General features: G+C 38.7%; 15 protein-coding genes. 11 read left to right on the top strand and 4 right to left on the bottom strand.

From position 1 onward, the window contains the following. Positions 1 to 216: 216 nt before the first annotated feature. The 6 genes from AAHB15_RS19235 (at position 217) to AAHB15_RS19260 (ending at position 4,646) form a co-directional block, all read left to right on the top strand. Positions 217 to 453 (top strand): L,D-transpeptidase, encoded by a 237-nt coding sequence (locus AAHB15_RS19235; protein ID WP_342043122.1) that lies wholly within the window; start codon positions 217 to 219, stop codon positions 451 to 453. 28 nt (positions 454 to 481) lie between these two features. Next, entirely contained in the window at positions 482 to 763 is a 282-nt protein-coding gene (locus AAHB15_RS19240; RefSeq protein WP_342043123.1) for a L,D-transpeptidase, read from the top strand. 370 nt (positions 764 to 1,133) lie between these two features. Beyond that, complete coding sequence (locus tag AAHB15_RS19245; RefSeq protein ID WP_335574421.1) at positions 1,134 to 1,334, top strand: hypothetical protein; 201 nt, start codon at positions 1,134 to 1,136, stop codon at positions 1,332 to 1,334. A gap of 3 nt (positions 1,335 to 1,337) precedes the next feature. Further along, positions 1,338 to 1,493: a hypothetical protein gene (locus AAHB15_RS19250; protein ID WP_335574420.1), complete on the top strand. Its 156-nt coding sequence runs from the start codon at positions 1,338 to 1,340 to the stop codon at positions 1,491 to 1,493. 1,391 nt (positions 1,494 to 2,884) lie between these two features. After that, a complete protein-coding gene (locus AAHB15_RS19255) occupies positions 2,885 to 4,042 on the top strand; it encodes a ParM/StbA family protein (protein WP_144566114.1) in 1,158 nt (385 codons plus the stop codon). A 10-nt stretch (positions 4,043 to 4,052) separates the two neighbouring features. Beyond that, a complete protein-coding gene (locus AAHB15_RS19260; protein ID WP_335574419.1) occupies positions 4,053 to 4,646 on the top strand; it encodes a hypothetical protein in 594 nt (197 codons plus the stop codon). A 39-nt stretch (positions 4,647 to 4,685) separates the two neighbouring features. Here the strand turns inward: AAHB15_RS19260 and AAHB15_RS19265 are convergent, their stop codons facing one another. Beyond that, positions 4,686 to 4,811: a DUF4023 domain-containing protein gene (locus AAHB15_RS19265; protein WP_235741669.1), complete on the bottom strand. Its 126-nt coding sequence runs from the start codon at positions 4,809 to 4,811 to the stop codon at positions 4,686 to 4,688. A gap of 154 nt (positions 4,812 to 4,965) precedes the next feature. On the opposite strand from AAHB15_RS19265, the gene AAHB15_RS19270 reads away from it, so the two are divergent. Then, the gene (locus AAHB15_RS19270; RefSeq protein ID WP_342043105.1) at positions 4,966 to 5,904 is read left to right on the top strand and encodes a phosphotransferase; all 939 of its coding nucleotides are present in this window, start codon (positions 4,966 to 4,968) and stop codon (positions 5,902 to 5,904) included. Positions 5,905 to 5,937: 33 nt separating this feature from the next. On the opposite strand, the gene pepT is transcribed toward AAHB15_RS19270, so the two are convergent. Together pepT and AAHB15_RS19280 are read right to left on the bottom strand one after the other, a co-directional pair. Further along, positions 5,938 to 7,170, bottom strand: coding sequence for a peptidase T (gene pepT, locus AAHB15_RS19275; protein WP_335574417.1), 1,233 nt, complete (start codon positions 7,168 to 7,170; stop codon positions 5,938 to 5,940). Between the two features lie 512 nt (positions 7,171 to 7,682). Further along, the gene (locus AAHB15_RS19280) at positions 7,683 to 8,672 is read right to left on the bottom strand and encodes a nuclease-related domain-containing protein (RefSeq protein ID WP_335574416.1); all 990 of its coding nucleotides are present in this window, start codon (positions 8,670 to 8,672) and stop codon (positions 7,683 to 7,685) included. A 157-nt stretch (positions 8,673 to 8,829) separates the two neighbouring features. Between AAHB15_RS19280 and AAHB15_RS19285 the strand changes: the two genes are divergently transcribed. The 4 genes from AAHB15_RS19285 to AAHB15_RS19300 are packed head-to-tail and all read left to right on the top strand — an operon-like array spanning position 8,830 to position 11,967. Beyond that, entirely contained in the window at positions 8,830 to 9,453 is a 624-nt protein-coding gene (locus AAHB15_RS19285; RefSeq protein WP_342043106.1) for a TetR/AcrR family transcriptional regulator, read from the top strand. A gap of 13 nt (positions 9,454 to 9,466) precedes the next feature. After that, on the top strand, positions 9,467 to 10,351 hold the full coding sequence (locus AAHB15_RS19290; protein ID WP_335574414.1) for an ABC transporter ATP-binding protein: 885 nt from the start codon (positions 9,467 to 9,469) through the stop codon (positions 10,349 to 10,351). 6 nt (positions 10,352 to 10,357) lie between these two features. After that, positions 10,358 to 11,155 carry an ABC transporter permease subunit gene (locus AAHB15_RS19295; RefSeq protein ID WP_335574413.1) on the top strand — a complete coding sequence of 266 codons (798 nt, stop codon included), beginning with the start codon at positions 10,358 to 10,360 and terminating at the stop codon, positions 11,153 to 11,155. Between the two features lie 14 nt (positions 11,156 to 11,169). After that, on the top strand, positions 11,170 to 11,967 hold the full coding sequence (locus AAHB15_RS19300) for an ABC transporter permease subunit (protein ID WP_335574412.1): 798 nt from the start codon (positions 11,170 to 11,172) through the stop codon (positions 11,965 to 11,967). Positions 11,968 to 11,995: 28 nt separating this feature from the next. Here the strand turns inward: AAHB15_RS19300 and AAHB15_RS19305 are convergent, their stop codons facing one another. Beyond that, complete coding sequence (locus AAHB15_RS19305; RefSeq protein WP_342043107.1) at positions 11,996 to 12,691, bottom strand: hypothetical protein; 696 nt, start codon at positions 12,689 to 12,691, stop codon at positions 11,996 to 11,998. Positions 12,692 to 12,897 lie beyond the last annotated feature (206 nt).

Consider the following 12,897-nt stretch of genomic DNA (forward strand, 5'->3'; position numbering starts at 1 on the left):
AAATCCTCGTTGGTTGGATCAACGTTTAATAAAACTTAATTAATTTTACAAAATACTCTCCAATAACTGACGGAATTATTTGGTCTAAAATGTTAGTTTTAGCATACTAACACAATGGGGGGAGGTTCTATGAAAAAAATATATGCTATGATGATCGTGCTGTAGTCTCTTTTTTTCACTAGCGAAACGATAACAAGTACCACATTCCAGTTCATAATCTTTTATAAAAAAACAAATACCCTTGCCTTTTATAGTGGAGGTACATTAGTTAGAACTTTTAGAGTAGCAACAGGAAGAGTTAGTACATATACCCCGGAAGGGACCTTTAAAATAGTTAATAAGGAAAAAATCGGCTTTATTATAAAAAGAATATCCAGGGAGGTGCCCGAAATAATCCACTCGGAAATCGCTGGTTGGGCTGGATGCGAGGGGTACATATGGTACGACGTATGAAATCCATGGAAATATCAATGAGAGTTCAATTGGGCGATATGCCAGTTCTGGCTGTGTAAGAATGCACAATGCCGAAGTAAGATGGCTGTCTGATCGGGTGAATACGTATACAACCGTTATCATTTTGAGTTCAGGAAGCAGCTTTGATGCAATCGGAAAGGCCAATGGTTACCAGGTAAGTGTGAGTGCAAGCTGCAGTCTTAGTAATCCGGCAGGAATTGATATCCCTAATGGCTGGGTGAAATACATTCATAGTTGGTACTTCCTTTATGTTAGTAAAGAAATGGCTGAGAATTCAATTATGGATTGACATTCTGGCATCTGGCTACTCTATTAAATATGACCTGCCCACCATATGTGAAGGCAGGATTTTTTATGTTTGGAGGTATGTGTAAACTTGTATACAAACACGTAAACCTAAAATGTTTACATGTATACTTTAACGTACACAATCAACGTTTACGTGTAAACAAAGTGGTATACATGTTGATATAACGGGGTGTGTGCAACTTTGTTTTCATGTATACGCAGATGTAAACATCCTTGTCGAATATACTTTATTTCTTTTTAATGGTCGCATCGGAGAATTAATAAACCAGCACTAAATCCAATTAAGTGAGTAAGGGAATAAAAAATATATTTTGCTAATAGAACAATTAAAAAGGTCCGGCTGGATGATAATGAGAAAAAAGTATTTCCTTGATTTAAAAGGTGTCATGGTAACAAAGTTATTAACAGTTCAAGGGAATAAATATTATTTTGATTCAAGCAGCGCCGTGACGGCAGGCAGGGGTGATGGTAGAGGGAAGAGGTATTACTTTGACATTAGCGGAGTCATGCAAACGTGCTGGCTTAATGAGAACAATCATAATCAAACATGAGCAGTGAAAACCGGCTTGTATGAAGAAGGCGGAAGTATGTATTATTTCGATCAATCAGGAGTTATGAAAAGGGACTGGGTTGAAGAAAATGGAAAATGGGACTTTCTTGATCGAACAGGTGTCAGCCAAGCAAGTTGGATTAATGAAAGCTGCAAGTAGTATTACATTACTACAAACCGTGAATTGAAGTCGAATATTAATAATCCTGGCAATATTAATCAATCTGTGAGCTTAAGTATGCAAAAAGATATCGGAGATTTTAGTCACTTAGATGGGATAGGCTGGGTGAAAAATAAGTATAACTGGTACCTCCTTTATGGTTAGTAAAGAAATGGCTGAGAATTCAATTATAGATTGGCATTCTAGCACTTGTCTTCACTATTCCTTTATAGATGACCTACCTCACCATATATGAAGGAGGAATTTTTCATGGGAATTTTTTATGAGTAACAGGATATGTAAACTTGTATACAAACACGTAAACCAAATCGTTTACAAGTACACTTTAACGTAAACATCCAAAGTTTACAAGTACACTTTTTGTATACATAGAGTAAACGTATTAGTGTGCATGTATACAAAGTCGTGCACATGTTGATATAACAGGATGTAAACTCTATTCGTTTTCTTGTTTACACATTTGTAAACTTCATTGCCAAATTGCACAAAATATTTACTATACCTCCTTTATTTCTTTTGAAAAGTCCCATTGGAGAATCAATAAGCAGCACTTAACTCCAGTTAATAACCATCAAATAAAATTTCTCCTAGACATTTATGATAGAGAAGCAGTAGCTTGAAGCTTTTAGAGTGGCAATAGGAAGAGGTAGTTCCTACATCCCTGAAAAGCCCTTTTAAAAGGCTATTCTGCAAAATGAACTCTGAAAACGGACTTGCTATGATAGATGATAAAAGATACTACTTTGATCAAACGGGTGTCATGAGAACAGACTTGGTTGAAGTGAGAGGTAATAGACATTAAAAATGAAACCAAGATTATGTATCTTCTATCATTTAGATGAAACAATTGGTTGCTAAGGGATAATTATGTATAGGTATGAACTTTATGTAAGTTAAGAGTCGGCTGAGAATTCGGTTTTGGACCAACATACTGGTGCCTCTCATTCTCCCTTTCATTTTTAATATCCTTCAATCAACTAATGAAGGTAGTTTTTTGAGAGAGTTTTTGATTTTTTAAAAGAATATGTTTACCCATTTGCAAACAGGTAAACGAAAAAAATGTATACAAGTACACATAATAGTAAACTTTCGTTGTTTACTTGTGTACGGTATGTATACAATCGTTTACGAATATGTATGCTTGTGCACAAAACGGTATACACGTTGGTATAAAAGGATGTGAACAATGTTTGTAATTATTGTTTACACAAAAGTGTACATTGTTGGTAAAGTTTACAAAATGTTTACTTTTTTACACTTTCATTTCTATTCTAATAGTCCCATTGAAGAATCTATTAATTTGCTATAGTCTTATAGATACAGAGATTTAATACATAAAACTCTTAAAACTGAAAGGGAATGATATATAAATGACTAAGTCAAGAGTTGCAGCAATTGATGTAGGTAATGACTCAATTAAGGCTATTTTCGGAGAATTAGAATACGAATTGAATATTCCTAATATAATCGCCCGTGATACAGAGGATCGTCCTGTTATCGGAATTGAAGAGCTTGATAACAAAAATCCACTAGATGGTATTCATATCAAGGTCCATTCCCCTGCCCTCAAAGAGAATAATGTTATTTACCGTGTCGGTAATTTAGCAACCAAAACAGATAATGCAACTGAATTAGATCCAGGAAGCAGCAAATCAGAAGAAGACCAAACACTAATCATGCTTCTTGCCACATTAGCATTGGATGCTGTACAACAAACTAGTTTTCCAAAAGTGAAGAATGTAATTGATGCTTCTTATACATTGGGAACTGGCCTCCCTCTTCGTGAAGTAAAGGAAGGTAAGGATGCAGGTTACCGCTCAAGATTGGTTGGAAATGTCCACCAGGTTGAATTTTTGGTAACACCGAAATACCAAGGAATAAAGGTTAATATTAAATTTAATGAAGTAAAGGTTTATCCAGAAGGGTTTGCCGCTTATATTAATCTAGTAATGGACAACAATTTAAAGATCATTAACAAAGATCTAATCGATAAGCGCATCTTAATTCAAGATATTGGCGGATTATCAACTGATATCGCTGTGATTAAAAATCGAAATGTAGATGATGATAAGGCGCAAGGTTTTAACCTTGGGGTTTCAGAATCATTAGAAGCCATTCGTGAGGAAATCCGCATAAAGCACGGTGTTGAACTCGACAGCCGCCGTGATGTTGTTGAGATCATTACTAGAAAAAATGATCGCAATCATATTATGGTTAAAGGAAGCCGGACAAGCGTTCATGATATTACGGACCGTATCTTGCTTGATTTAGCCAAAAAACAATATCGTTTATTACGAAATGTATGGCAAAAAAATTCCCAGACAGAGATTTGTTATTTTGTCGGTGGCGGATCCCATGTCCTAAAGGATTACATCAAAACCTTAAATAACAATTTAGACGGCTATAATATTGAATTTTTTGAGGATGACAAGGAGAGCATTTGGATGATGGCTAATGCTTACTATAAGCTCATCATGGATTTTGTAAGAAAAACGGAGAAGCCTAAAGAACCAGTTAAAGTAAACTAGGTGAAATGGTATGAAAAAAACTTCCCAAAATGAAATTATGAGAGGCCAAGCAATCTCCTTCCGTGTCCCTTCTGATGCACCTGACCATATCGTGAAACATTTGCAAAGGTTAAAGGAGACAGAACGGAGAAATTTCTCCAGTACCATTGCTGATTTTGTTATGCAAGGGGTAAGTCAGTCGTTTTCACGTGAAAAAGAAACCATCACCATTCCCCTGCCCAAGAGGTTGTCAAAGGTTCAGCGGGATTGGTTAAAGCATGAACATTCCGAAGCAATGCTTGGCAGTATTCTCTATCAATTAATTTCTGATCCGGTCCGGGCCACTTCTTTATTAGCTTCGCTGAATAGTAATTCTTTAGATCTTGATGAGGCTTTATACCTTCAGGAGAATCTTCCGTCTGTACCCACTCCGTCATCAGCTGGCCGTGCTGAGCTCTCAAACTCTTTTGAAGAGATGGCGGCCGGTTCGGATGACTTTGATGACGACCTAGATTCGTTTGATTGGGAAACCGCCGAGAAGCCGGAACTGCATGAAGAGGAAAAAGAAGAGGAACTGGATGCGGATGACCTGCTTGGCGGGTTTTTGGCTAATATGAATAAATAAAACTGGAACCCCGCCTTTCATTAGACGGGGCTTTCCTTATTAATGCTGTTTATTTGGTAATTTATAACCTTGATGTCCTTTGCTTTGACGTTCCTTATTGTCTTTGTCCTTTTCTTGTCTCTCATGCAGCTTTTCAACAAACTCATGTGTTGTATTTTCTTCCATAAACAAAACCCTCCTTTAAAAAATGAATCCTAGTTATTCTGCCTCACTCTTTGGGCAATATGTATGGGGGAAATTAGATATAAACTCACACCAAAGGAATACATATAAGATAAGGTTTATTAAAAGAATGAATATATGAATAGGTGGTGAGCCAATGGGGTTGCCTGCTGATCTTGTCCTTGAAGATGGATCCCTTAATAAAGCGCTAATTTTAAAAAGGGAAGTCCTTTATAAAGGGATGAACGGCCGATTTGTTGAAAGGTTTTTCTTATCTCCTACCATTAGTTATATTTTTAAACCATTGACCAACAATGATCAGTTAGGAAAAGAAGTATGGATCCATGATCATATCCTTCCGCAATTTCCTGCAATCTATCCTAAGATTATTTCCCATAAAATATGTGACGATCCTGAATTGAATTGGATGATATTAGAGGATCTTGGGACGCTGACACATGAATTCAATGATAAAAGTGGTTTAGAAGTGATTAAATGGATGGCTTGGTGGCATTCCTTACCAATTGAAAAAATAAGCGATGTTCCGAGCACGGCCTTAAAGCCAAAATTTGCTGAAATTATCGCGGATGTCTGCACTATTAAGGATGAATTTCTGTATCAGCTTCCTATTCTGGGATTAGATAAGGAGTCCATGGAGCGTGTATATTGGCTGCTTGAGAAAAACAAATTACCTGATCGGAAAGTCTTATCCCATGGAGATTTACATGTAGGCAATTTTTCATTAGTTGAAAATAAAATAAAGATATTGGATTGGGAGCATACTCATTTAAACCTGCCGTATTGGGATTTGTATCACGTCATTGATATGTCGCATCCTCTTTTTCAAAAAAGAGTAACACACGAGCATCGAGAGCAACTTCTGAAGGAATACGTTGACAAGGTGACGTTTAAATTAGATAGTGGTCTGTTTATGAGGGAGTATTATCTATTTTCCGCGGTATTCTCTATTTGGATGATTGCACTCATTAAGAAGGATCTTCAAGCAAGTATACTTAAATGGCCGGAGGAACAATTGAATAGGCAATTGAGAGAAACGATAGAAAGCTTGAAGCAGTGCGCAGAGGCTTTGGTTTAGCTAACCCAAGGGGTGCTTGGGTTAGCTTTTTTATTATGCTTTCTGTTCTGTTAGTTTGATAATCTCAATGACGGTTTCGGTTGCTTTTATCATATTTTCAACGGAGATAAATTCAAATTTCCCGTGGAAGTTTTCCCCTCCAGTGAAAATATTTGGTGTCGGCAGACCCATATAGGAGAGCTGTGAACCGTCTGTGCCGCCGCGGATTGGTTTGGTGATTGGCTTAATGTCTAAGCTGACCATCGCTTCGTGGGCGATGTCGACGATTTCCTTGACCGGTTCAATTTTCTCTCTCATGTTGTAGTATTGGTCATTCATCTCTAAGATGATTCTATCGGTGCCATATTTGGCTTGCAGTTCGCTGACAATTGTCTGTACGGTCGCCTTGCGGTCATTGAATTTTTTTCGGTCATGGTCACGGATAATGTAGTGAAGGTTTGTTTGCTCGACATCACCGTTGAAGGCTAGCAAGTGGTAGAATCCTTCGTATCCCTCGGTGTGCTCTGGTGCTTCTTGTGCTGGAAGTTTGCTATGTAATTCCATGCCGATTTTGATCGAGTTAATCATTTTGTCTTTTGCTGAACCCGGATGGATATTGCTGCCTTTGATCGTGATTTTTGCTGCGGCAGCGTTAAAGCTTTCGAATTCTAGCTCACCAAGGGGACCACCATCAACGGTATAGGCATATTTTGCATTGAAGGCCGCAACGTCGAACTTATGTGGACCTCTGCCGATTTCCTCATCCGGTGTGAACGCAACGCGGACCTTACCGTGTTTGATTTCTGGGTGCTGAATGAGGTATGCCATTGCGGTCATGATTTCGGTGACGCCCGCTTTGTTGTCCGCGCCAAGCAGTGTGGTGCCGTCTGTTGTGATTAAGGTGTGCCCTTTGTATTCTGGCAGGCTTGGAAAATCTTTTGGTGACATGATGACCTTTAAGGCTTCGTTTAGGACGATTTCGCCGCCATCATAGTTTTCGATGATTTGCGGGTTGACGTTTTTGCCGGTGAAGTCGGTGGCGGTGTCAACGTGAGCAAGGAAGCCGATGGTTGGAACGTCTTTGTCGGTGTTGGCTGGCAAGGTTGCCATCACGTAGCCATTTTCATCGATGGTTACTTCTTGCATGCCGATTTGTTTTAGTTCTTCGACTAACATACGGAGCAATGTCCATTGTCCTTCTGTTGATGGGCATGTTTCGATGTTTTCATTGGATTGTGTGTCTACTTTTACATAGGAAGTAAATCTTTCAATTAGTTCGTTTTTCAACTTTGCTGCACTCCCTTTTTTTGAGTATGTAATCATGAATATCATATCACTTTGGGGGTGGGGTTACACATACTGGATAAAGTTAATGCTTTAAAAGAGTCTAACTTGCGAATGAGTAGCGTCAACTTGCGGAATGGAAGAGCTATTTTGAGGATAAAGTAAGTCAATTTGCGGATAGCCGACCCCAACTTGCGCAAGGTGAATTAACTTGCGTATAAGAAGAGCTATTTTGCGGAAAAAGTAAGCCAACTTGCGGATAAGCGACTCCAACTTGCGCAAGGTGAATTAACTTGCGTATGGGAAGAGCTAATTTGCGGAAAAAGTAAGCCAACTTGCGGATAAGCGACTCCAACTTGCGCAAGGTGAATTAACTTGCGTATAAGAAGAGCTAATTTGCGGAAAAAGTAAGCCAACTTGCGGATAAGTGACTCCAACTTGCGCAGTTCGAATTAACTTGCGGATAAGCAACTTCAACTTACGGATAAAAGGACTTAACTTGCACAACAGCCATATTACTTTTTTAAACTAAAATCCATAGTATACGAACGGTAACGAAACCCCCCTTCACTTGTTAGATTCATACTATTTAATATTCGGTTTGCAGTGTAAATATCATCCACATGTAGAAACTCGCGACACTCCTTATTCGTGATACTCCTCTTAAAAATCAAAAACCACTCTCGTAAAGTCCGTATATGTGCTTTATGGTCGTGCCAATCACAAAAAGTACAAACCCAGGTACGTGGTGTCTTCACCATCCCACTCCTGCCGCACATCAGACACCTTACCCCGGTCTTAAAATCACCAAAAGGAATATGATAAGACTCACAAATTGGTTTTGGAATATACATCTGATGACTGTTGAGAAGCTCTGTAGACAGCAAATTAAAGGTATCTAAATCTAGCTTCGGTTGTTGCCTGGGAATGTTTTTTAGATAAGAAGGAATTAAGTTGGGAAATAAAATCTTTGTGTTCTTAGGGGGAAGAGCAACAATTTGTTTCGGATATGCTAAAACAACAGCACCATATAGAGGGATTTTGATGTTCCGACTCCTTAGCCAGTCAGACAATAATTCATAATTTCGCTCCAGTTGAACCACCGGACTCTCAAACCCATCCCGATGCCCATCCTCCCGGGTTCTAATCAACTGTGGAGGGTTATCTTTAAACTCCAGACTCCCGCCAATATTTTTAACCTCCAACACTACTCCAAACCAACAGTTCAGCGTAAACGTATCCATTTGAAAATTTTCATCAGAAGAAGGAGACAAATCGTGGAAAATATGATGGTCAAATGAAAAGGAGACCTTGCGGAGAACTTCAGCAACCCGATCTTCCCCGCCAATCCCGGCTTCAACCGAAGCCTGTTTACCTGCCAAAACAGGCAGAATGGGATGTCCTGCAGGAAGCCGGCCTTGAGCGGATACCAGCCCTTCTAACTTCAATGATGGATCACGACTTTTAATACAAATATCAAACACCTCCCTCAAATCTACCTGCATCGTAACATATCCAAATGGCCTGAACTATCCCCTGCTGTATCAATTTCATTTTTTTGTAAAAAATATAGGGTGTCACCCTATTGACCAGAGTAGTCAACGGGATTATAATGACTCCATTGACTGATGTGGTCAACAAATTAAAAGGAGGGCTGCACCAGTGTTTGCAAAATTTCTCAACTTAGATACGGACAAACAAGATCGAATCATAAATGCTGCCATAAAGGAATTCGCCCAGAAAGGATATGATAAGGCCTCCACAAATGAAATCGTTAAAGAAGCCGAAATCTCAAAAGGAATACTTTTCCATTATTTTAAAAACAAGAAGCAAATGTTCTTATTCTTATTTGACCATTGCATCCAAATCATTACCGATGACTTCTACAAAAAAGTCGACCTTACAGAGACCGATTTTTTCAAACGAATACGGAAGGCAGTCTTAATTAAAATGGATCTCCTCGCAAAATATCCCGACATCTTTAAATTCATTGAGGAAGCCTATATGGATGATGCCGTGGATATCAAAGTGGAAATAGAGAAGAAGGTAAAAGAACTAAATGAAATTAACATTGGGAGGATTTATGAGGGAATCGATTTTAGCAAATTCAGAGACGATATCGACATCCAAAAAATCTTAAAAATTATTACCTGGACGTTCGAAAAATTGAGTGAAGAGACGCTTACTAAAGCTAAGCTATCACCGAATCACGAAATCAACTACCCAGCCATCCAGTTGGAAGCAGAACAATACTTCGATGTATTAACAAAAGTGTTTTATAAATAAGGGGGCAAGAAACATGAATGTAATTGAAATTAACAACCTTACAAAGACGTACGGCAAGTCAAGGGGGATTACGGATATCAGCTTTCATGTGGAACAAGGGGAAATTTTCGGGTTTATCGGGCCGAATGGTGCTGGTAAATCTACCACTATCCGCACACTGCTTTCGTTGATTTATCCAACGAGCGGCAGTGCAACGATTTTTGGAAAAGATTGCATTCAATTTGCGCCGGAAATTAAAAAGGAAATTGGTTACCTGCCTTCTGAAGTTTTTTACTATGACAATATGAAAGTTAAAGATCTTTTAAAATACTCCGCCAGCTTTTACAAGAAGGACTGCAGTAAGAGAATCAAAGAGTTAGCGGAAATTATGGATCTTGATTTAAATAAAAAGATTGATGATCTCTCCCTGGGAAATAAAAAGAAGGTCGGCATTGTTCAAGGCCTGCTTCATGAACCAAAGCTAATTATCCTAGATGAACCGACAAGCGGGCTGGATCCGTTGATGCAGCAAAAATTCTTTGAATTGCTCGAGGAGGAAAATAAAAAGGGCGCTACGATTCTTTTTTCGTCGCATATTTTGAGCGAGGTTCAAAGACTATGCAATCGAGTGGCAATTATCAAAGAGGGCAAGATTGTTACTGTTGAAAAAATAAGTACCTTACAAGAAAATAACTATAAAAAGTTTAAAGTGGAGACCAAATTGGCCCTAGATCCTAATTATTTCATTATCGATGGTGTTAATAATTTGGAAGCTAAAGGAAATGTAACGAGCTTTTTATTTAAGGGAAATATCAATACGGTACTGAGGAAGATTGCTGAAATTGAGGTCACCAATTTGTGGATTGAGGAACCAGACCTTGAAGAGATCTTTATGCATTACTACGAAAAGGAGGCTTAAGAAACTATGAATATATTTTTTCATGAGCTAAAAGCATATCGGAAGTCTACGATAATTTGGACCTTTTCGTTAATCATGGTGGCGTTGCTATTCTTATCCATGTTCCCCTCCTTTGCAAAAGATGCTGATGAGTTCAAAAAATTGCTAGCAGGCTATCCTTTGGCAATGAGGAAGGCGATTGGACTTAATTTGGAAAATATTTTTACGATATTAGGATTTTATAGCTATGCATTGACGTTTACTACGCTTTGTGCGGCCATTCAGGCAATGAATCTGGGTACAGCGATTGTCAGTAAAGAGGCTCGAGAAAAAACGGCGGACTTCCTGTTAACAAAGCCAGTTACCCGCACACAAATTCTGACGAGTAAGCTGCTCGCGGCATTCACGTCTCTATTGATTACAAATGTAGTCTATTTAGTTGCCGCTAATATAATTGCTTCGCAGGTGAAAACGGTGGATTATAGTGTGCAAAAGTTCGTAATGCTGTCGTTAACGATGTTTTTTATCCAATTAATCTTTTTAGCTATCGGCATCCTTTTTTCTGTAATCATTCCAAAAATCAAGTCGGTCTTAACGGTGTCATTAGCAACGGTCTTTGCGTTTTACTTTTTAGGCGTAATTAGTGAGACATCCGGTGATGATGTAAAACGCTATTTTTCTCCGTTTAAATACTTTGATAACACGTATATCATTAAACATTCAAACTATGAAGGATCGTTTCTCATTGTAGGTGCAGTTATTGTCGCTGCGGCGATTACGGCAAGTTATTTTATTTATATGAAAAGGGATATTCATGCCGTTTAGGGAGGGATTCGATTATGAATATATTTTTAAAAGAATTAAAGTCTCATCGTAAATCGCTCATCTTTTGGAGTATTGGCGTGTTCCTGATGGTGTTATCGGGGATGAACAAATATGCAAATTTATATTCAGCTGAACAATCGATGAATGACGTAATGAAAGATATGCCCAAATCATTGCAGGTAATTATGGGAGTTGGAAGTTTGGACTTGTCAAAGGCAAGCGGCTATTATGGCATGCTTTTTGTCTACTTGCTGTTGATGGCGACGATTCACGCGGCGATGCTTGGTGCCGGGATTATTGCCAAAGAGGAGCGCGACAAAACATCAGAATTTTTATTTGCTAAGCCCGTTTCGCGAACAACAGTGATTACCGCTAAATTAGGAGCTGCTTTGTTTAACATTGTTGTGTTCAATTTAGTCACACTCGTTTCGTCGTTGGCTCTAGTGGCAAAATACAGCAAGGGTGAGGACGTTAATGGGGATATAACTATTTTAATGGCGGGAATGTTGATTTTGCAGATGCTGTTTATGGTGATGGGCAGTGCGATTTCTGCTTTAAAAAAGAAATCGAAGAGGGCGGCTTCCTGGTCGGCTGGCGTGATGCTATTGACTTTTATTTTGTCAGTTGCGATCGATTTGAATGAGGGGATTAAAAACTTGAGGTATTTGAGCCCGTTTAAATATTTTGAAGCAAAAAATGTGATGTATGGCGGCGGGGTTGAGCCAGTCTTTGTAGTTCTTTCCTTCTTCTTAATTGTCGCCTTTACAAGTGTAACCTATATTTTTTATAAAAAGAGAGATTTAAATATATAAAGACCGGGGATATCCTCCGGTCTTTTGCTTATTTTTCGCGGGCCATTTTAATGAGTGTATTTATATCGCCTGCAAGCTTTGTATAGTTTGTCTGATCAGCTTTAATATTAGTTTTTATTCCATCAATCAATGGCATGGCCTTCGCGTTGGTAATCGTCAAGATTTGAACTTGGCCGTTGAAAGCTTTGGTCATTAGATCTTTAGCCTTATCTAAGTTATCATCGGAATTTAGTTTTGACATGTCCACCCCATCAAGATTCCCTTTTCCAGAAGAACCTGAAGTGTTGGTTAACACCTTTTGTTGCATTTCATCGTACTTTGTTGAAGTGGTTTCGGCCTGCGCTCTTGCTAGGATAACAGTATCGTCAAGGACAAATACTTTAATCCCCGGAATACCTGCCCCGGAAAGTCTTGATTCTAGATGGGAGGAAATTCCTCCATCATGAAGGCTTGAGCTTCCAATTAAGCTGTAAACATTCGTACCCAGCCCATTCGTCGTTTGACCTTTGGCGTTTGTTGTAGTTTTCTTGGCCCGATCTACACTTGGGATCACATTTGGATTATCAGTTGACCCATGGACATGGCCATTTCCTTTTGTGTTTAATGACTTATCATGCAGGTTTGCAGCATCTACCTGATGTTCCCCTTGCTGCGCGGAGCATCCAGTCAGTACAAGAAAAGCAATAATAATAGGTCCGTAGCAAAAATTCCACAATCTTTTCATTTTTGTGCCCTCCTTTTAAAGATGAAAATTGTATAAATGGTCTTTGAAAATTGTCTAGCTGCAGCGCCTGGGGGCTTCCGCTTTTCTTATCATTTTCTCCTTTCCTTTTATAAGTATGAATGGTTTATTTTGGAACATAATAATGGGAAAGCAAGGATATTGCTGTAATTTATGGATGGCTGACAAAACAAAAATCTGGAGGTGTA

It is taken from the genome of Bacillus sp. OTU2372, from assembly GCF_038440275.1.
In the GTDB taxonomy this organism is placed as follows: Bacteria; Bacillota; Bacilli; order Bacillales; family Cytobacillaceae; genus Neobacillus; species Neobacillus bataviensis_B.

Excerpts from the sequence above, each read along its gene's own strand:
- AAHB15_RS19245 (WP_335574421.1), top strand. The coding sequence starts at position 1,134 with ATGAGAAAAAAGTATTTCCTTGATTTAAAAGGTGTCATGGTAACAAAG.
- AAHB15_RS19255 (WP_144566114.1), top strand. The coding sequence starts at position 2,885 with ATGACTAAGTCAAGAGTTGCAGCAATTGATGTAGGTAATGACTCAATT.
- AAHB15_RS19260 (WP_335574419.1), top strand. The coding sequence starts at position 4,053 with ATGAAAAAAACTTCCCAAAATGAAATTATGAGAGGCCAAGCAATCTCC.
- AAHB15_RS19265 (WP_235741669.1), bottom strand. The coding sequence starts at position 4,811 with ATGGAAGAAAATACAACACATGAGTTTGTTGAAAAGCTGCATGAGAGA.
- AAHB15_RS19270 (WP_342043105.1), top strand. The coding sequence starts at position 4,966 with ATGGGGTTGCCTGCTGATCTTGTCCTTGAAGATGGATCCCTTAATAAA.
- AAHB15_RS19280 (WP_335574416.1), bottom strand. The coding sequence starts at position 8,672 with ATGCAGGTAGATTTGAGGGAGGTGTTTGATATTTGTATTAAAAGTCGT.
- AAHB15_RS19290 (WP_335574414.1), top strand. The coding sequence starts at position 9,467 with ATGAATGTAATTGAAATTAACAACCTTACAAAGACGTACGGCAAGTCA.
- AAHB15_RS19295 (WP_335574413.1), top strand. The coding sequence starts at position 10,358 with ATGAATATATTTTTTCATGAGCTAAAAGCATATCGGAAGTCTACGATA.
- AAHB15_RS19300 (WP_335574412.1), top strand. The coding sequence starts at position 11,170 with ATGAATATATTTTTAAAAGAATTAAAGTCTCATCGTAAATCGCTCATC.
- AAHB15_RS19305 (WP_342043107.1), bottom strand. The coding sequence starts at position 12,691 with ATGAAAAGATTGTGGAATTTTTGCTACGGACCTATTATTATTGCTTTT.